The sequence below is a fragment of the Sphingomonas ginsengisoli An et al. 2013 genome, from assembly GCF_009363895.1.
Taxonomy (GTDB): Bacteria; Pseudomonadota; Alphaproteobacteria; order Sphingomonadales; family Sphingomonadaceae; genus Sphingomicrobium; species Sphingomicrobium ginsengisoli.
In genome coordinates this window covers 1,353,069-1,372,597 of sequence record NZ_CP045434.1, presented here as the reverse complement: position 1 = coordinate 1,372,597, position 19,529 = coordinate 1,353,069, and the positions used below count along the sequence as shown (strand labels likewise).

The window sequence follows — 19,529 nt, the reverse complement described above, 5'->3', positions numbered from 1 at the left end:
TCCGGCCGTAAGCAGTCCGGCTGCGATCACAAATAACCCCACGACCTGTGACCAATACAGTCGAGGCCGGCTGTCCCGGGTCTTCTGATGCAACGCGTTAGGAGCCAAGACACGACCGCTCATAAGCGCGGTAGCAAGGAGCGCTAAACTGACAGCCGACGCCACTAACAATGTTGTTGGCACTTTACCTCTCCATCGCCTGCAGGCGGCAATATCGGGAACGGCGGCCTACGTAACATCCAGTTTGGTCCGAGAAAGGTCCAATGCGGTTCAAATGTTGTTTCGGCCGCGCTCAAGGCTGGTCGCCATGTTCGCTGTCGAGGCAGAGAGAATGGAATTGAAGCCGCAGTGGGATCGGATCGAAGACGTGGCAGCCTTGTTGATGGAACTTCACGCCGCAATCAGCAGATAGTCCATCTTTGCCAGGTCAGTGAGCATGTCAGGACCGGACGGCCTCCATCCCAATCGTGCGCGAGTCCACTCGTTCGATGCGGTCATGTCGAGTGCGGCGAACGGCGCCATCCAGCCGAAATAGCGCTCGACCTCGTCGGCCGCGATTGAGCGGACAGGGAGGCCCGTGCCCTTGCCGAACGCCTCGGCGATGGCGCGGGCTGTGACGCCCTTCTCGACCGACGCATTGTAGCGCGCGCCCGGCTCACCCTTGTCCAGCGCGAGGACGTAAAGCTTCGCGACGTCGCTGACGTGGGCGGCGGACTAGCGCGTCTGTCCGTCGCCGACATAGGCGACGGCGCCGGCCCGGCGCGCCTCGGCGACCAGCGGCGTGTTGAGCCCCGCCTTGGTGGTGTCATGCACCTGCGGCAGGCGGATGGTGCGCAGGTCGATGCGCCGCGCGATCAGCGCCGCGCCGGCGAGTTCGGTCGCGATGCGCGGGTTGGCGTGGCGCGGGTTGAGCACATCCTCCGTTGCCGGACCGCCGTTCAGCGGCGTGCCGAGACCGACGCCCGAAGTGATCAGGATCGGCTTGTGCGTCCCTTCGAGCGCCTCGCCCATGGCGGCGATGTTGCGCTCGTCCTTCCTGGTGTTGTCGACGAAAGTTGAGAAATTATGGTCGAACGCGCAGTGGATCACGGCGTCGGCCGCCGCCGCGCCGCTGGCAAGCGTTTCGGGCTGTTCGAGGTCGCCGCGATAAATGTCGACGCCGGCCGCTTCGAGTTGCCGAGCCCCGGCGTCGGAGCGGGTGAGGCCGAGCACCTGTTGGCCGGACGCGAGCAGCTTGGGAATGACGTGCGAGCCGATGGAGCCGGTGGCGCCGGTCAGGAATACGCGCATGGGAAATCTGCTTGTCGCGAAGGATATCGCGCCCTGCTCGAACATGTTAAAGTAGTAATCTTATCGTGGTATAACCGGCAACAGGATCAATCATGGCCAGCGACACGCCCAGCCAGCTCGGCACCTATCTGCGCGATCGCCGCACTCGCCTCGATCCCGCGGCGTTCGGCTTTGGTGGCGGCCGCCGGCGAACGCCGGGGCTAAGGCGCGAAGAGGTGGCCAGCCGGGCCAACATCAGCCCGACCTGGTATACCTGGCTGGAGCAGGGGCGGGGCGGGGCGCCGTCGGCCGACGGCTCGACCGCATCGCGAAGGGCCTGATGCTGACCGAGCCGGAGCGCGAGCATCTCTACATGCTGGGCCTCGGCCGCCCGCCAGAGGCGCGCTACCAGCCGGTCGACGGCATCTCCCCGCGACTGCAGCGCGTGCTCGACGCCCTGGTGCTGAGCCCCGCGATCATCAAGACGGCGATGTGGGACGTGGTCGGCTGGAACCGGGCGGCGGCGGTGCTGCTGACCGATTATTCGAAGCTGCATCGCGAAAGTCGCAACATCCTCCGCCTGATGTTCGGCAGCGGCCGGGTCCGTGCACGCAACGACGACTGGGACAGCGTTGCGCGCTTTGTCGTTGGCGCCTTCCGCGCCGACATGGCGCGCGCGGGCGCCAGCAACAGCGCGGACGCCGCCAGACTGGTCGAAGAACTGTCCCGCCTCAGCCCCGAGTTCGAGGCGTTGTGGCAAGACAATGATGTGGCCGGACATGGTGAGGGCGTGAAGCGGATCCACCATCCCGAGGCCGGGGTGCTCGCGATCGAATTCTCGTCGTTCGCGGTCGAGGGGAGACCCGAACTTGGGATGATCGTCTACAACCCCGCTTCACCCGCCGACGCCGAGCGGCTGCGCGCATTGCTGGACGATCGCGAAGGCTGGGCGAAGGGGAAGGCTGTCTGGTGACGCGGGCAGTGCTGAGCTAACTGGTCTCTACCCTGTTCTTCCCTGATTTAAGCGGAATAACAGGGTAAATTGTATGAATCGCACGTCCGATCAGGACATTTCTGCTGGTTGAGCGGTGCCAATCTTCGCGTTTGCGGCGGAAATCTGCCGTTTCGCACGTGAGCCTTCGCCTTCCCTGTTATTCGCCGGAACAGGGCATTTAATCGACCGAACAGGGTAATGAAATTCACGAAACAGGTGCGTTAATCGCAAGTAACAGGTGAGACCGATCGGATTGCCGGGGATGGCTCAGGCGCCGGCCTAATTGTTCAAACGCAAGCCTTGGCGGATGACGCCATGCTGTCCGGACCTACAATCCGGAGACCGCTCCTCATGACCTTTGACCAACCGGACCTGAAGCATGCGCTCGCGCAGACGAGAACCGACCTGCTACGACCTAATGGCGCGAACGCCCGCACGCACTCTCGACAGCAAATCAAACAGATCGCTCAGAGCATCGAGCGTTTTGGCTTCACCAACCCTGTGCTCATTTCTGATGCTGGCGAGATCATTGCAGGGCATGGTCGGGTCGCGGCAGCCAAGCTACTTGGGTGGAGCCAAGTGCCCACGATCAAGCTCTCCCACCTGAGCGAGGTCGAACGACGGGCTTACGTGCTGGCGGACAACAAACTCGCACTGAATGCCGGTTGGGACCGTGAAACCCTGGCCATCGAGCTGGAGGGGCTGATCGACATCGGCTTCGATGTCGAATTGACCGGGTTCAGCCTCGCCGAGATCGACCTGACTCTTGATTCGGCGAGGGAAGGGGATCCGAGCCGTGACGACCATCCAGAAGAAGTGACCATTCAAGCGCAAGGCCCTGCGGTCTCTCAAGCCAGCAATCTTTGGTTGCTTGGCCGACACCGGCTCTTGTGCGGCGACTCCCAGGAGGGGGCCTCGTTTGAACATTTGATGGCCGGGGCGCAGGCCGACCTCGTGTTCACCGATCCGCCGTATAACGTAGCAATCGATGGTCACGTGTGCGGCGCCGGCGCCATCAAGCACCGCGAGTTTGCATTTGCATCCGGTGAGATGAGTGAAGGCAGATTCACGGCCTTCCTCCAGACTACACTGGGGCACGCAGCAGCCTGCATGCGCAATGGCGCCATTGCGTACGTTTGCATGGACTGGCGGCACATCAACGAGCTGATGGCTGCCGGCACTGAGGTGTTCACCGAACTCAAGAATTTGGTCGTTTGGAATAAGACCAACGCCGGGATGGGGACCTTCTATCGGTCCAAACACGAGCTTATCTTCGTCTCCAAGCAGGGTAACGCCAAGCACACCAACAGCTTCGGCTTAGGTGAGACCGGCCGCTATCGCTCGAATGTCTGGGACTATCCGGGTATCAGCTCGCTTGGTGGCAATCGTTCCAGCGAGCTGGCGATGCACCCGACCGTCAAGCCGGTCGCCTTGGTCGCCGATGCCATTCGGGATTGCTCCCGGCGCGGCGAGATTGTCCTCGATTGCTTCGGCGGGTCTGGCACAACACTCATTGCTGCCGAGAAGACTGGCCGATGCGCCCGGCTGATCGAGTTTGATCCTCTCTACTGCGACACGATCGTTCGGCGCTGGCAGGACTACACCGGCAAGGAGGCCCGCGATTCACGTACTGGGCAGCTGTTCAACGACCGTGCGGAGCAAGAGCGAGGCGAGGGCGCGTGACCGACAAAGCGCCTGGTGCCAATCGACCGGGGCTCCGAAGCGGGTACCGTCAGCCGCCCAAGGATCACCAATTCAAGAAAGGGCAGTCAGGCAACCCGAAAGGAAGGCCGAAGAAAAACCATCGGTCGCTAGGCGCCATCGTGGCGGCCGAGCTGCGCAAGCCAGTTCCGGTTACGCAAAACGGGGAACGCGTAATGATGACCCGTCTTGAGGCCATCGTCACAAAGGCGGTTCAGGATGCCTTGACTGGTTCTCCAGCTGAGCGACGGTTAGCCCTCAAGCTCCTTGCCGCGCATCTGCCCCAGGAGGCACTTCACCCCTTGCCGGCGGGCTTCCGGGTGCATTTTATCAAGGCTGACAAACACGATGAGAATCTGTGACCGGCTAAGGTCAAGCTCGTGCCTAATTCTGCTGTGTCGGCCATCTCCCACACGATGAGCCAATGTCTGCTTTCGACCCATTGCGGACATTCAGGTATTTTGGCCGGTGCGGTAGGCGGAATGTCCGTTATGGTCCTCAGCGACCTCCCGTCCAACGCGCTTAAGTCCAAGCCCGTGGACGGGAGCTCGCGGAAGTCCGCGGCTAAGTCGCTCTAGAACCGCAGCTGGAACGCGATCTTGCCGGTGTGCTCGGTTGCCGAGCTGCCGATAGTGCCGGAGTAACCGGCAACGAGCTTGGCTGCCCCGAATTCAAGATCGAGGTCGACGCCGAGCTTTGCGGCATCACGTGCCAGTGCTCCTCCGTTGATCGTGAAGTTGGCGCCCGCTGACCGGAAAGCGTTATCAGCACGGCTAGTGGTGTCGCCCGTTACGTGCTGCCACGCAATGCTGGTGCGCGGAGTGAACGTAGCCCGGCCGAGGTTGGCCGATGAAGAGAGCTTCACCCCGACCTGGGTGCTGGTCAGGTGACGGGACGCCGAAGTCACGTTCAAAGCCGCAAGACCCCCGTTTTCAGTGCCGCCATCAAGCTCGAGATGATCTCGCGACAAACCGGCGAACGGCACAACCATGATCCCTGAGACTTGAGTGGCATAACCCACCTGTCCGAAGAGATGATAACCGTTGCCATCGCGACGTGACGAGGCTGTCTCGTTGAAGCCGGGGAAGGTGATCGACCGCTGGGTCGTGATATTGTGCGAAGCATAGTTCGCCCCGATCACCGCATTCAGGCCGAGGTCGGCACCGTAAGCCACCTGACCACCGATCAGCCAGCTCTTGACCTTCGCCTCACTGCCGCGATCACGGATATCGATCTCGGTCCTTGCTCGGCCTCCCGCAACGGTTGCCGCGAACGCGCCGCGGGTCCAGTTGAGGCCGCCAAGAAGGTCATCGGTGCTGGACAAGGCAAGGGTGCTGCCAAGGCGCGTCGGCTCAAACCTGCCTCTGCTGTGTCCGCTGTCGAGCCACAGGCTGACGCCTTCGCTGCGACGCTGGTTGGTGGCCATGGCGTCCTGAAGGCGATCGCGCTCCCCAAAGATCGCGCTCTGAGTGGAGGCGTATGCCTCACCCGAAAGCGCGTCGTAAGCCTGACGAGCGCCGTCCGCCGACTGAACGAGTAAGGCGTCGTAGAGCGCGCCTGCGCCCGTGGACTGGAGGTTGGCTCCGACCGCCGCCTGGTTGGAACTGCCCGCGAGCGCCGCTAAATTAATGTCGTTGCGGCGCAGCACGAGCATGACCGACTTGGCGTCATATTCGAGGCCGGGTGTCAGGAAGGCCAGGTTGGACGAGATGTTCGCGAACGTACCGCTTACCGAGACATTTGAGTCAAGGATCGTGTAGCGGCTCAGCGGACGGTAAGCAGCGCCAGAGGCCAGCACCTGCACAGTGCCGCCGCCGATCATGATGGCGCCAGTGGCGCTTGTCCGATCAGCCGCCGACACGCTGGCGTCGACCTGGTAGATCGATCCGGCCGCGAAGCTCAGCGGACCGCCAATTGTAAGCAAGCCGATGCCATTGCCGGGCGCGAGAACACCACCCGACAGAACACTTACACCGCCAACACGACCGTTCCCGGTCAGCGTTCCGCCCGAATTGATCGTCGCGGCTGAGGTAAGCGAGCCATCGATTGCCAGTGTCCCCCCGTTCACGAAGGTCGCCCCGGTGTAACTGCTGGTACCGGTCAGGTTGAGGACACCCGAGCCGAACTTGGTAAGGCCGCCGGTGCCGGTAATGGGGCCGCTGAAGACCGTATTTGCTGCTTGATCAACGGTGAGACGCCCCGCACCAAGTGCAACCGTGCCTGCACCGGCAAGGCCACCGATGGTGTCATTGAAGCCGCCCAGATCGAATGTTGCGCCTGAGCCAATGTTGACGACGCTCGTATTGGCAAGAACATTGCTGGCGCCGAGCTGGAGGGTACCCCCCGACACTTGGGTCATCCCGGAGTAGCTGTTGTTGCCGGAAAGCGTCAGGACGCCGGTGCCAAACTTGGCAAGGCTGCCAGTGCCGCTGATCACGCCCGAATAGGTGGTGTTGTCGTTGCCACCCAGGATCAAGGCATTGCTGCCGAGATCAATCGCGCCCGACCCGCTGATCGTACGCACCTGTTCATTGCCATTGACTAGGCGAACGGTGGTGCCTGCGGCGTTGATCAACGCCGCACCGTCATTGAGTGCCGAGCCGCCTGACAGGACCAAGGTGCCGGCATTGACTGCGAAGTCGGCCGCCAGGCCGTCGGTGCCGCTGAGGGTCAGCGTCCCGACGCCATTCTTGAAGCGGGCTTCGAAACCGCTGAACAGGCCGGCGTCGTACGCCGTGGCGTCAGTGATATCGAAGGTCAGCGCATCGCCCCCTGCGCCGCCATCGATGGCACCACCGATGGCGCCACCCGAAGTCGTGAAGGTGTCGTCGCCAGCACCGAGCAGCGCGCCGTTGATCATGCCGGTCGACTCAAGGATTATTGTATCGGCCGCAGTTCCGGCAGTCGCAACGTAGCGGCCGTTTAATAGCCCACCGACTGTCAGAGCGCTGGTACCCGAACCAAGTGAGACGATATCCCCGTTGGTCGTCGAACCGTCCAGCAGGTTGATGAACGACGGTCCGTCGACAAGCACCGCCGTCGTGGTGCCCGTCCCGGCGTTAAGAGTTCCACCACTTGTCAGGTCGAGCCCCGCCTTGGCATTGATGGCAAAGCCGAAGGTGTTGCTTCCTCCAGTAATAGATCCGCCGGCTTGATTGTTGACCGTCAGGAGGGAATCGAAAGCCACGACGCCGGCATTCACACCGGTCACGATCGATCCGCTGTTCGTAAGGCTCAAGGCACCATGGGCGCTAACCCCGTCCTGGTTGCCACCAGACACGCCGCGGCTCAGGATTGAGCCAGTGTTGGTGACATTGCCGCCGGCGTTGAGGAACAGTCCGCTATTGCCGCCGCTGATGGTACCGCTGTTGTTGAGGGTCAGCTCACCACCCGAGTTCACGCCTGAGCCATTGGTGGCGAAAATCGTGCCGCTGTTGGTCAGCGCTTGGGTAACCGACCCGAAGTTCATCACTCCGTCCTGATTGCCGTTGATCGTTCCGGTGTTCGAGACGACCGCCCCGTTGACGTTGGTGACAATGCCGGTGTCAGCGTTGATCAGGCCGGCATTGGACACGTTTACAGCGCCGCCGGTGACGTAGACACCCCAGCCGCCCGACCCGAGCGCGGTGAGCGTTCCTTGCGCCTGATTGGTGACCGTGCCGCCATTGAACAGGCTAACCGCATTGTCGACCGTGGCCCGGATCAGGCCGGCGTTGGTTACGGTGCCGGCACCGCCGCTGATGGCCACGCCGCGATATTGGCCATCGATGACGCCGGAAGCCTGGTTCGAGACGGTCCCGCCATTGAACATGGCAATTGCCAGTTCGGTCGAAGAGCTGATGGTCCCGGCGTTGGTGACGGAGCCAGCCGAACCTTGGGTCGAAACGCCACGATACTGACCGGTGATGGTACCGCCGGCAAGATTGTTGACCGTTCCACCATTGAGGAAGATCGCGCCATAGCCCTGCGACGCCGTGGCTGCGGTGCTGGTGATCGAGCCGCTGTTGTTCAGGACGTCGTTGACACCAGAGAACTGCGTTGCTCGTCCGCCCGTGATGGTCCCGCCCGTCAGGTTCGTGAGCGTGCTATTGGCTCCGGTCACAACACCGAAATTGAAACCGGCGCTACCGCCGGAGATCGTCCCGGCGTTGCTGACCGAGCTGTTGGCGGCGATGTTGACGCCGTTAGAGACGCCGCTGATCAAGGCGCCTGCGCGGTTATCGATTGTAATCCCGCCGCCGGTGACGCCATTACCCTGGCCAGTAATCTGTCCACCATTCAGGTTGGTGACATTGCCACCCTGCTGAAGCTCAATGGCGTTCGCCCCGCTGACCGTGATCGCGTCATTGGAAATCGTGCCCGACGCGATGCGCCCGGAATTGACCACGCTATCCGTCGAATTGCGCCCGACTACGCCCCATCCGGAGCCTACGATGTCGCCAGCGTTGCTCAGGGTGAGGCCACCGCCATTTGACAGGTCGATGGCCGAGCCGAACACCACACGAACGATATTGCCGCTCGCGCTGTTCGTGATGTTGAGGTTGCCGCCGCCAGTGGACACGACCCCGCCAGTGAGATCACCCGCATTGTTAATCGTGGACGCTGCGGTGCCAGTCGACTGGAAAGCAAATGCGCCACCGTTGATCGTTCCGCCAAGCTGGTTATCGATGTTTCCGCCGCCTGCGGTCAGGACAGCAGTGCCATTGGCGCTGACGGAACCGGCGTTGGTGAGGGTTAAGGCTGCGTTTGAAAGGATGCCTCGCGACGCGCCAGTGATCTGGCCACCGGCGTGGTTTGTAACGGTGAGATTGCCGCCGTCGATGCCGATCTGGTTGGTGCCGGTGATTGTGCCGAAGTTGTCAACGGAAAGGCTCGAACCAGCCGCCGACACGCCGTAGCCGCCTGAAATCAAGGCTCCGCTATTGCTGGCCGACCCATTGATGAGCGTCGCATTGCCGCCGTAGACGGCAACTCCAACCGACGTTCCGCCGACGATCGAGCCTTGGTTATCGACCTTATTTCCATCCGCAAAACCAATCACGCCGACATCGCCAACGCTGACTAGAGAAGCAGTGGAGGCGATGCTTACCGATGCATTCGCTCCATCGAGGGATACGTTCCGGAGCGCATTATTGCTTCCAGTCAGGATGATGGCCGAGCCATCGACCACGTGAAAGCCGTTGGCGACGCTGTTGGTGCCGCTGAAGGTCATCGCTTCGCTCGCGCCGAGGCCCGAGATACTCACGACGCCGGAGCCGCTGATACCCTGTGCGACCGAGCCGCTCAGGGGCTGCGCATAGGCAAGCGTGCCATTGTCGATGATGGTGCTGCCCGAGATCGTGTTGCTTGCGCCAATCAAGGTCGAGCCGCTGTTGATCGTTGTCGTGCCCAGCCAGTTGTTGCCAGCATTCGTTAGGGTGACGCTCCCAGACCCATCGATGACGACGTATTGCACCGGATCGGTGCTCGCCGTTGAACCCGTGACGATGACGCCGCTGAGGATTACACCCACGCCGGCATCAGTCTGGAAGATTGATGGGTCGCCAGCGGCTGGCGAGGCTACCTCAAGCATGAAATCGTTTGTGTAGGTACCGGAAGCGGCAAAATTGACCGTCGGATCGATCATGTGGACAGGGCCGGAGCCAAAGGCCAGCGTGTTGTTGGCAACAACAACACCGCCGGTGACGTAGGTGCCCCCGGAATAACTGTTCGCTCCCGACAGGACCTGTCGACCGCCGGCGATCTCGATACCGCCGGGTCCAGTGACGGTGCCGCGGAAATCATCCGCAGCGTTGCTGATGACCAAGTTTCCGCTCGAGACGTCCACTGTTCCCGACCCGGCGAGTGAGGAGATGTGGGAATTCGTCCGGCCTGAGATGGTGACGTTGAACGTGGCAAGATCGCAGCACAGGCTGAGGTTGCCGTTGAGAGAATTGATTGTGGGAAGCAAATCCTGGCTCGAACCGGACGCGACCACGCAGGCCGAGATGCCGGCCGAAGCGCAGTTCGTGCCGATCAGGCCCACGCCGCTCAGGCTGTTCGATAGATTGTAGACGTCATCATCGTTAGTTGTCAGCACGCTCACGATCGTGCCGTTCTGATCAACGAACCCGATTGTCGCGGTAATGTAATATGCCGAGGCTGAAAAACTCAGGGTGCCCGGAGCGCCCGGCGTCGTAGAGCCGCTGAAGCTGCCGTAGACGGTGTCGCTCTTGTCGACAGAGACGACGTCACTGCCGGATTGCGTAACGTGCAGAACGCCATCGACGACATAGCGATCGGACGTGTTTGCGCCGAGTGTGCCGGTACTTCCGGCGGCAACTGTCACTTCCGCCGCAGATGCAGGGCCGGCCACGAAGGCGACTGAAGCAAGCAGCAACGCAATTCGACGGGTAGAGGTCTTCTGGTTCGTAAAGAGCAACGAGGCCACGGCATGATCTCCGAGAGAATATTCGAGGAGATCGTGCGGCAAGGGACGCCGGTCGGCGACCGAACGCCGAACGTGTCAAAAACGCAGACAAGCCCCCCTGGGCAACACTGCGGTTACCAGCTTCTCCTTACCGATCTGTAAAGTTTGGTGATTGCAGTTTCTTTTTGAGCGGTTCGGTCGGACGGTGGGCAAAGTTCGACAAGCAGACTGCTGCGGAAAGAGAGGCGCCGCGGGAGGGGGCGGAGCCTTTGCGAGAGGTCAAGCTGGCCGAGGCTACGGGCAATGTCGCAACCGGAATTGAGCGAAGTTAGGAGCTTGTCCACTACGCCGGGCTGGAGGGCGCCGTTCTGGCCTGCTCACTGCGCGCCTAACATCTCAAATCCATCCCCGCATCGAGGCGACGCAGTTGAACACCGCACTTTGCAGTCCTCGAGCAAGGCGAGCGGACGAGATCGCAATTTCCGTCAGCAGATTGAAGTCGTTCGCGGCTGGCTGTTGAACGAACGACGTAAGAGCTCGAAGAATGCTCAGCCAAATATGATGGCAGACATTTTGAGCGAGGCGACATTCTTTTAAGTTCGCGCGCGGTACCCGGCGCGGAAACGTGAATTCTCCACACCGACTTATTGAGGTCGAAATCGTCCCAACGCGAGTTGAGGATCTCGCGAGTCCGCGCGCCGGTCAGCATCAGCAGCGCCATGATGTATTTCAGCTGCCTGTTGGGGCTGCTCCGTGCGGCAATGAGCAGTTCTTTAGCACTGGCCGCAGTGAGCAATGCGAAGCCCTGATCCGGACGACCAAACGGGGTCGAACATACGCTCGCCGCAGCCTCAGCGGGTACGAACTTCATGTCGACAGCAAGAGTCCACATCCGCTTCAAAAGCTTTTCCAGCTGGCTCGCTTCGGCGCCGACCATGTCCGGAGCACCTGCGATAAGTTCCTGCAAATCGGCGGCATTGGTGTCTGTTAGACGGCGCGCCCCAAACTTCGGGATTATATGATCGGACAACAGGAGCTCGGCCGTGTCACGTGCCCGCTCATCCCCCGCCAGGCTGCTGAGATAATGCTGGGCCAACTCCTGGTAGGTCGGACTCATGGGAAGCGTCCCCGGTGTCCACTGGAGACTTTGCAGCGGGACCGGAGCAACGCGAACGCTCGGGGTATTCAGCCCCAGCTTGGTGGCGAGCTTCTCCACCGCTAGCGGCTCGCCGCCCTCCGCCAGGGTCTTGTCCGGATCGCCGGGACTTGGCAGCCCGCCGACCGGAAAAATCCTCCTCGCTGTTTGCTAAAGTGCAAATAAAATGACGATTAGCGACGGCCCTTGTGCGAGCGCCGGAGAATGACGAACAGGGTCATGACGCCCCCCCCTCGTCGCGCCGATTGATGGACTCGTTTGTCTTGGTGAGGATCAGCGGTGGTCGCCGTTTCTTCGCCGAGAATTTTGCCATCAAACGCAGGTCAAATTGTTTGCTGATGAAGAGGATGGCGAGAGCCACGAATGACAAAAGCACAACAAGCAACGCTGCCCGAACGGCTGGGTCGTCAATCGCCATCAGCCGGCTTCTCCTCACCCTTGTGGTGCTCACGCAAGAGTGAATTCAAGGCGTCAACTTGTTCCGGTGACGTCTCAGGCGAGCCGATTATGCGGCCACGCTCAACCGTACCGAGGACGCTCACGGTCGGCTTCGTCCACTTTCGTTTGGCGCCGCTCTCGTAATTTTCGGTCACTTCAAACTGGTCCTCATGTCGTTGCCCGCCCATGTCGTCGACGACGGCTTGCGAGTCGTCAATTCTTTTGTACTTGGAGGAGCGGTCACAGAACCGAGCTGTCGATCGGCGCCCACCGTTTTGGTCATCGACGGCGCCGAGGCGATGGCTCCTCTGGAGCGCACAAGTGGTACCGCCCCGGCGGCTGCTCGGTGGCCGCAATGGTACACCGACGCCCTTACAGCATTTAGGACCTCAACGCCGTAACTCTCGACGCCATTTTTCATTGTTCGCCGACTTTGGGCCAAACGCTGGTCAAATTAAAAGTCGCGCTGCGGCAGACGCTAATGCGCGACTTTTCGTCGCTCGAGCGACTAGGCACGGAGATAATCTACTCAGTTAGAGCCGATCAAGACCTAGCGGACAAACCGACCGGGAATTGCACGTGCTAGCTGCGATCGTCGATTGCGAAACGCATCAACGCGAGTTTCTCGGAACTGAAGCGAGTTCAAAAATCCGGAAAAAATTGAGTAAGACCAACGCGCGGGGAGTTGGCGTCATCTCGCTTGAAAGTTCGCTTCAGCGAACCGAACGATAAGTCTGCGAGCCTCAAAGCAGGCACGAGGTCGGCTTTCGATTTATTGCCGACATTCAGATACCGATCCAATAAACTCCGCAGTCTGCTCTTGATCGAGCGGCAGCTAGGCAGAGAGCCTTAGCGTACACGCTGCGTGTGACCCTATTCTGCCCGAACGATGACCAGACGAACGGGGCTTGTGGGGAGACCTTTCATCTCTAGCGCTGCTCCGCCGAACTCACAGCTGCCTAAGGGCTGCAGCTGCTTGATGATCTCGCCCGTTCGCCCGTCCACCAACACGAAGCCTTGCCTGACGGCTACGCACAACTGAGCCCGATTGTCTGAAATGCCGGTTTGCCAAGCGCGCTGAGCCACGCTGACACTGATGTTTACACTACCCGTGGAAGATGCACCGAACCGACCATCGGACGCACCTGCCAGGGATGACGACGTTATGGCGAGGAAGAAGAGAACGATGCGCATGACGCATTCTCCAAAATCGCAAAGACGAGACGGATCTCAGCTCATTCCGCCTGCATCTCCGAGCCGGCGGCAACAAACAGTCCGCTCCACGAGATGATCTGCTTGTCCCGGGTGTAAGTGGCTCTGCACCTCAAGCCCATCAACACGCGCCTAAGCCGCGTTCCTGACCGCCGCTCTCGTATTCAAGGAGCTGAGTGAGACCAGGCGCTGCAGTTGCGTGAAGAGCAATGGCGTGTTGAACGAGAGCCCTATTCTATCGCCATCGCTCCAGCGAACCTGCGCTGGGAAACTGGCGAGCCCTGGTACCTTCAGGGCCACCTGACGCAACCGCGGGGGCTTTCCAGAGATAATCACCGCAGCACCGCTCGGTGAAAGGTTCACAACCCGCACCGAAGTAAGTGCCCCTTCGCACCAAATTTGCGCTTGGAAATGTACCGGCAAGCGGGGACTCCGCTTTCGAGCGCCGCTGTCCAACACGGCGCAACCCTCGACAAGTTCGTTCAACTTTTCATTGAACCTAATCCCGAGCAAATCGCCAGTGCGCCAACTAACGTGGCCGTGGAATTTCTGGTCACCTCGCATCGACACGGTGACGGCCGACCCCTCGGGAGCGTTACCAAAGTAGCGGACTTTCATCCCACCCGCACCAATGTTCAAGACAAGGCAGAGCTGCTGCTCTAAATCAGTTGTGAGCGTCGCCATCTGAAGAACGAGACGATGCCGTTCGGATGAGCGTCGCTCGTTGAGCGATGCGTCACATTGCGCATCGCCGAAGTGAGTGGAACTAGCGGGCACTGAGTACAGCGCATCTCCAGACAAACAAGGCATCGTCAACCCCTCATAAAAGTCCGCTAAATCGAAATGGAACTGTCGATTGATTACCCTTCAACACGCTCCATCCGCACTGTGTTCTAAGGCGACTGGCATAACAGTCTTGGGGATTGCATATGCCAGTCGCCACTCGCTTGCACGAGACCATGTTCTTACCTTGCGATATCTACAAAGGAGCAAGGCGTGTTCAGAGGTTTTTTATGCACTGGAAGTTCGCCGATTGCGAGCATCGGAAATCACTACCGTGGAAATACGGTGAGGTAGTCGCCGGCCTTCAGACCTGAACCAACGGTATCGAATGTTGGCTTTTTCATCGCGGCGGTGGTCAAGCGCGCTGTTGTTAGCTCCGCTGCCTGACTAAATCAGTGCCGAACCTGCTCAAGACACGGGGCAAACCCGGTATCGATTCCGCAGTCGAACGAGTGTAGAGCCAGGCCTGCAGCTTCAATTGCGGGCCAGCCCCGCTCAGCAACTACGTAATATCGAGACCATGGAGAGACCGGGTGTCACTGGAGTACTTGCTCTACGTGAGCCTTTATAAGCCTAGTCCGCGTCGAGCGCCTAATGAGATTGGGCGCCTCGTGAACCACGCTCGAGAAGCGAACGCGCGCAATGGACTAAGCGGAACCTTGATATTTACTGGTACTCGATTTGCACAGTTTTTAGAAGGGCCGCACCAAAACCTCGCGAGAGTCATGTACAAGATATTGGCAGACGAACGTCACAACCGAATAACCGTCTTAAGGCGTGACACAAGCCGCGTGCGACGATTTGATAGTTGGTCGCTATCTTACTCTGGACCTTCGCTCTACGTCGATCGACAGCTTGAGTCTCTTGTTGGCAAAGGTAGAGAACTTCACGGTCATAACCATGAACGCGAAGTGGATCAACTCCTAAGGCTTATGGTGATCCTGTAACGCCCTTTGGGGAATGGACCTATTGACCCATTCCGCATAAGCTCGCACCAATCCAGGGTAAGCCGCAATCTCAGCTTATGGGCAAAGGGAGCATGACAACATCGAAACTCTCAATCGGGACATGAGCAAGCGAGCCTATGTTGTTGATGACGACGGCCCTTTTCGCAAATCAATGCTATTGCTGCTTGAGACGGCAGGATGGCTGGTTAGAGGCTTCGAGTCCGCTTCTCAATTTCTAGAAGAATGCCTTCTTCTCCCACCTGGAGCTTTATTATTGGATGTCAGGATGCCTGGCCACAGTGGACTAGATCTTCTTGAGAATGAGGGTGTCTGCCTCGCCAACTTCGCTACGATCATTGTAACGGGACACGGTGACGTTGAAACCGCTGTTCGCTCGCTCAAATCGGGAGCCGTCGACTTCATCGAGAAGCCCTTCAGTGGCGCCGATCTTCTCACCATGCTTGAGAATAGTTATGCCCATTTATTGAGCAGCGTTGAGTTCGCTAAACGAGAGCGTACGGCTGCACAACAAGTCGCAAATTTAACTTCAAGGGAACTGGATGTTCTGCGAGGACTTCTAGCAGGAGCTTCACACAAGACGATTGGTAGGCATTTCGGAATAAGCGATCGAACCGTAGAGATGTACCGCAACAATATGGTGCGGAAACTCGGGGCCAGGAGCACAAATGAAGCCATTCACGTCGGCATCATGGCGCGACTGGAACCAGCCAGGATCGAGCGGAACAACAGGGACTAAGGTGAAGTCCGCAGATCGGGTCAAGCCGAGCGAATTGGGCTACTAAATTAGCTCCGGACTTGCGTGATTGAGCAATTAAATTTGCGAACTTCTTACTTACGTTTTCAAATTCGACTTTCTTAGCGGTAACCGAAACGAAAAAACCGTCCCTTCCGGAGAGGATTTCAGAAGCTTGATGCTGCCTTCGTGAGACTCCACGATCGTTCGGCATATAGATAGTCCGAGGCCAGTACCGTGCGCTTTGTTGCTTGAGAATGCCTCGAAAACTGAGTCCTGCAATTCCACAGGAATTCCTGCGCCCGTATCAGCGACTTCGACTAAAGCCTCGCCTTTCTGCTCCCTTAATGTAATGCGGATCTTACGGATTTCAGCATGACCGATCGCGTCCATAGAATTTCTAATGAGATTGATGATCACTTGCTCTATTTGCACAGGGTCGATGTCGACATGCAGTCCTGCCGTCAGTTTCTCTTCGACGATTATGTCGCGTTGAACCGCGTCAATGGTTGCCAAGCGTATGCCGGACTGGATCACAGGCCTTAAATCGGAGATCTGACGTTCAGAGCTTCGCTTGTTGAGCCCTTCCCGTATTCGTCGTATGATGTCGCCAGCTTTCAGCACTGCCTGAGTTGCGTCCTGAACTGCTGCCCTGGCTGCCTCACTGCTTCCTTTTATCAATAGCATCTCGGCAACCGCCAAGTAGTTCGACGTGGCGGCAAGGGGCTGGTTTAACTCGTGGGCGATAGTAGAGGCCATGCTGCCCATTGCCGACATCCGCGCAAGTTGAACCAGCTCTCCTCGCATTTCTTCAATAAGTCGTTCTGACTTGCGGCGCTCGGTGACGTCGAGATTCAAGCCTACCAGCTTAATCGGCTTATTCTCTTGACCTGCACCATAGACGGCACTTCCAAAACCTTGAATCCACACCCTTCCGCCTTGAGTGCTATACTCGGCATTGTAGAGCGATCCGCTTGCTACGGCTGCGCGAAAAGCGGCGATGACACCTTCTGCATCGCCATCGAGGGTCGCTGCCCACTCATCTTGCGATAAAGTGCGGGAGGGGCCTCGGGGCAGCCCGTGCATTTCGAGACTTCGCTCATCCAGAATTATTAAACCCGTACGAAGGTCAACTTCCCAAACACCCGCGCCGGCCCGGGCTTGCGCAGCCGACAGTCGAGCGTGGTCCGCTTGCGCTTTTTCCTCGCGAATCGCCTCTTCAGTGAGATCCGTGATCGTTCCCGCGAATAGAAGCGGCGCACCGCCTGGGGCGTGCTCCACGATGCGGCCCCGCCCCTCGAGGATTTTCCAGCTGCTATCTGCAGCTCTAAAGCGAAAACGAACACTCATTGCGCCTTCGCCGGCGTTCAAATAAGTGTCCACAGTTTCCCGATAGCTTAAAAGGTCTTCGGCGTGGATCATACTGCGCCACCCGGCCACGTCCCTGACCTTTGGACCCGCATAACCCATGTGTCGCCAAAACCCTGGAGTAAGCTCGAGCTTACCCGTGTCGATGTGGCTTAACCAAGCACTTATGCCTGCGCGTTCTAAAACTTCTAGAAAAGAATTCATGCGATCCTTACTCGCATTTTTGATACTTTTGACGGGTTGTGCGGATGGACGCAACGGCGTTCTCAAGGCTGAGCTTCCCACCTTGCGGATTGTTCGACCTTTGCGGTCCGATCGCAAAGAGCATCAGTTCGTATGCGAACACTCCCGAGCGTTCGTGACTGCGAAACTTGGTCAGTTTGCAGCCGACCGTATCAAGCGGTCGCAAGCGGCCGCAGGCTTTCACACGGTATGACGCAAAGTGCGTGGTATTCTGGATTTTAGACAATCGGACACTTGCTATTTCGTCAAACGTTGGCCCGGAGATAAAATTCCACGTGTAGAACGAACTTTTCTATGTTAAGACCGGCGTATTGCTGGAATCGGTTTAGGCGCACCAGTAACTGGGAGACTGTGGAGAGCTTTCGCTATCGGAGGCTCTTCATGTTGCATGGAAAACGCGTAGCGGTCATCGAAGATGACCCCGATGTCAGAGCAGCAACGGCTATGTTGCTGGAGGCTATGAACGCCCTTGTGTTCAAATTTCCGTCTGCCGTTGATTTTATTGACGATGGCGGTTCCGTTCGAGCGGACATAATCCTACTTGATATGATCCTGCCAGGCATAAGCGGTGTTGATGCACTGAATGCACTTAGGAATGAATTTCCATCGATACCCGTTTTAATTGTCAGCGGGAGTGGCGACGCGACAGGCGAGATTCGTGAAGCTGCTATAGGCTACATCGAGAAGCCCTATCCGGCGGAGAAATTAGTAGCTCAGATCCTAGCCTTAACCGGTCATCAGACCGACAAGCTGGTTGCTTAGAGCGATTTTCCCGCGTTCGTTCAGTGCAGCAGAGACACTACGCACGTTCCGGACGGTGTGGCAGCACAGACCTACGCTTTCAACTTACGGCCGACGTCCCATCGGAGTGTCCGCTTTCATCCTAAAGCAGTATTTGGGCCTAGCGGATGCTCGCTTTGAGTACCTCAAAGCATTCCGGGTCGATCGCGTTCCCAACAGCTTCCGCCATGATCGCGAGGGCTTCGTCGACCGGCAGCGCCGCTCGGTAAGGCCTCTCGGAGACCAGGGCGTCATAAAAGTCGCAGGCGGTGATGATACGCGTGTCGCGACTAATTGCAGCTCCCGAAATGGCCAGCGGGTATCCGCAACCGTCAAGCCGCTCGTGATGCGCGGCTGCGACGTCAGCGAGATCTGACAGTGCGCCGATCCGTCCGAGGATCGCTCGCGTGTGAGCGGCGTGGCTTCGCATTTCGACCCATTCTCGCTCATCCAGGCCGGCGGGCTTTTCTAGGATCGCGCTCGATACGCCTAGCTTTCCGACGTCGTGGAGCACGGCAGCGCGGCGAAGCCAACGGGCGCGCTCGCGGCTCATTCCGAATGCTCCGGCCATGCGCTCGCTCAGCTGGCCGACGCGCTGTGAATGGCCGGCCGTGAACGGGCTCTTGGCGTCGATCACTTGGCCGAAAGCGTCGGCGATCGCATCGAGGTAGTGGTCATCCAGGGGCGCCTCGATTTCTTGGGGCGCCATCCGGACGACTCGAGCCTCAATAGTAGGGGACGCAAGCGCCGACCAAAACATCGCGGACGCGCTGACGGCTTCGAACGCTTTCACCAGTGCCGGGTCAAACCACACGCCACTGCGTCGCCGCGCCTCATCGATGGCGGCGGCCGGACCAGCATGGATGTGGAAGACATCCATCACCTGCGCCAGCAGGGCAATGCGCGAGTGGAGCGGAATGGCATCACCGCGCAGCCGGCCGGGCCGACCCGATGCATCCCAATGCTCATCGAGGTGATAGATGCCGTCACACACCGCGTCAGAAAAGCGCAGCGTGCGCGCAATGTCCGCTCCTCGCGTGCAGCGCGACACGATCAACTCCTGAGCGATGGCGTCGCCGTTGCGAAGAATGTTTCCAATTGCCGCTGCCCGCTGCCTGAACGGGCGCCCTTGCGCGGTCTTACGAAACACGAAGTGAAGTGTCGCTGCGAGGCTGGTACCAATCGTTTTGTAGCCCTGCTTGAAGGCTCGGTCGTCCGCTTCATAAAGCTCGCAAATACGTGCCGCGTTACTGCTGCAACCAAGGTCCTTAAGGAGCAGAGTGTAATAGAGGTTCCCGAGATCGTCCGGCGAAAGACCGATCTGACGGCCTATCTGCATGCCAATCCAGCAAGCGCGAATGCAATGGCCGGCGGGCTGCCCCTCCGTGAGATCGAGCGCGTAACTGAAAGCCGCGATCACCTCGGCTCGGCTGGTGGTTGGGACGGTGATCGGCTGGTGCAGCATCGCGAAACGT

At 59.2% G+C, this 19,529-nt stretch carries 12 protein-coding genes and 2 pseudogenes; 6 read left to right on the top strand and 8 right to left on the bottom strand.

What is annotated here, in order from left to right:
* Positions 1-390: 390 nt before the first annotated feature.
* A pseudogene (locus tag GCU42_RS06590) lies at positions 391-1,290 on the bottom strand (SDR family oxidoreductase).
* A gap of 92 nt (positions 1,291-1,382) precedes the next feature.
* Here GCU42_RS06590 and GCU42_RS06585 point away from each other — a divergent pair.
* From GCU42_RS06585 to GCU42_RS06575, 3 genes and pseudogenes are all read left to right on the top strand, one after another.
* A pseudogene (locus tag GCU42_RS06585) lies at positions 1,383-2,242 on the top strand (helix-turn-helix transcriptional regulator).
* 372 nt (positions 2,243-2,614) lie between these two features.
* The gene (locus tag GCU42_RS06580; RefSeq protein WP_114226789.1) at positions 2,615-3,946 is read left to right on the top strand and encodes a site-specific DNA-methyltransferase; all 1,332 of its coding nucleotides are present in this window, start codon (positions 2,615-2,617) and stop codon (positions 3,944-3,946) included.
* Positions 3,943-4,326, top strand: a complete 384-nt coding sequence (locus tag GCU42_RS06575; protein WP_152569477.1) for a DUF5681 domain-containing protein — start codon at positions 3,943-3,945, stop codon at positions 4,324-4,326. The genes GCU42_RS06580 and GCU42_RS06575 overlap by 4 nt, the downstream gene beginning before the upstream one ends.
* Positions 4,327-4,538: 212 nt before the next feature.
* Here the strand turns inward: GCU42_RS06575 and GCU42_RS06570 are convergent, their stop codons facing one another.
* The 5 genes from GCU42_RS06570 to GCU42_RS15615 form a co-directional block, all read right to left on the bottom strand.
* Entirely contained in the window at positions 4,539-10,436 is a 5,898-nt protein-coding gene (locus tag GCU42_RS06570) for an autotransporter-associated beta strand repeat-containing protein (RefSeq protein WP_114226787.1), read from the bottom strand.
* A gap of 325 nt (positions 10,437-10,761) precedes the next feature.
* Positions 10,762-11,589: a site-specific integrase gene (locus tag GCU42_RS06565; protein ID WP_114226786.1), complete on the bottom strand. Its 828-nt coding sequence runs from the start codon at positions 11,587-11,589 to the stop codon at positions 10,762-10,764.
* A 157-nt stretch (positions 11,590-11,746) separates the two neighbouring features.
* Positions 11,747-11,947, bottom strand: a complete 201-nt coding sequence (locus GCU42_RS06560; RefSeq protein ID WP_114226785.1) for a hypothetical protein — start codon at positions 11,945-11,947, stop codon at positions 11,747-11,749.
* Between the two features lie 893 nt (positions 11,948-12,840).
* A complete protein-coding gene (locus tag GCU42_RS06555; protein WP_114226784.1) occupies positions 12,841-13,161 on the bottom strand; it encodes a hypothetical protein in 321 nt (106 codons plus the stop codon).
* A gap of 150 nt (positions 13,162-13,311) precedes the next feature.
* Positions 13,312-13,863, bottom strand: coding sequence for a PilZ domain-containing protein (locus GCU42_RS15615; RefSeq protein WP_425505008.1), 552 nt, complete (start codon positions 13,861-13,863; stop codon positions 13,312-13,314).
* A gap of 632 nt (positions 13,864-14,495) precedes the next feature.
* Between GCU42_RS15615 and GCU42_RS15610 the strand changes: the two genes are divergently transcribed.
* Together GCU42_RS15610 and GCU42_RS06540 are read left to right on the top strand one after the other, a co-directional pair.
* Positions 14,496-14,909 carry a BLUF domain-containing protein gene (locus tag GCU42_RS15610; protein WP_420496903.1) on the top strand — a complete coding sequence of 138 codons (414 nt, stop codon included), beginning with the start codon at positions 14,496-14,498 and terminating at the stop codon, positions 14,907-14,909.
* Between the two features lie 121 nt (positions 14,910-15,030).
* On the top strand, positions 15,031-15,666 hold the full coding sequence (locus GCU42_RS06540; RefSeq protein WP_114226781.1) for a response regulator transcription factor: 636 nt from the start codon (positions 15,031-15,033) through the stop codon (positions 15,664-15,666).
* Between the two features lie 96 nt (positions 15,667-15,762).
* Here the strand turns inward: GCU42_RS06540 and GCU42_RS06535 are convergent, their stop codons facing one another.
* The gene (locus GCU42_RS06535) at positions 15,763-17,133 is read right to left on the bottom strand and encodes an ATP-binding protein (RefSeq protein ID WP_240309448.1); all 1,371 of its coding nucleotides are present in this window, start codon (positions 17,131-17,133) and stop codon (positions 15,763-15,765) included.
* A 522-nt stretch (positions 17,134-17,655) separates the two neighbouring features.
* Here GCU42_RS06535 and GCU42_RS06530 point away from each other — a divergent pair.
* On the top strand, positions 17,656-18,036 hold the full coding sequence (locus GCU42_RS06530; RefSeq protein ID WP_162789154.1) for a response regulator: 381 nt from the start codon (positions 17,656-17,658) through the stop codon (positions 18,034-18,036).
* A 139-nt stretch (positions 18,037-18,175) separates the two neighbouring features.
* Here the strand turns inward: GCU42_RS06530 and GCU42_RS06525 are convergent, their stop codons facing one another.
* A complete protein-coding gene (locus GCU42_RS06525) occupies positions 18,176-19,519 on the bottom strand; it encodes an HD-GYP domain-containing protein (RefSeq protein WP_114226778.1) in 1,344 nt (447 codons plus the stop codon).
* Positions 19,520-19,529 lie beyond the last annotated feature (10 nt).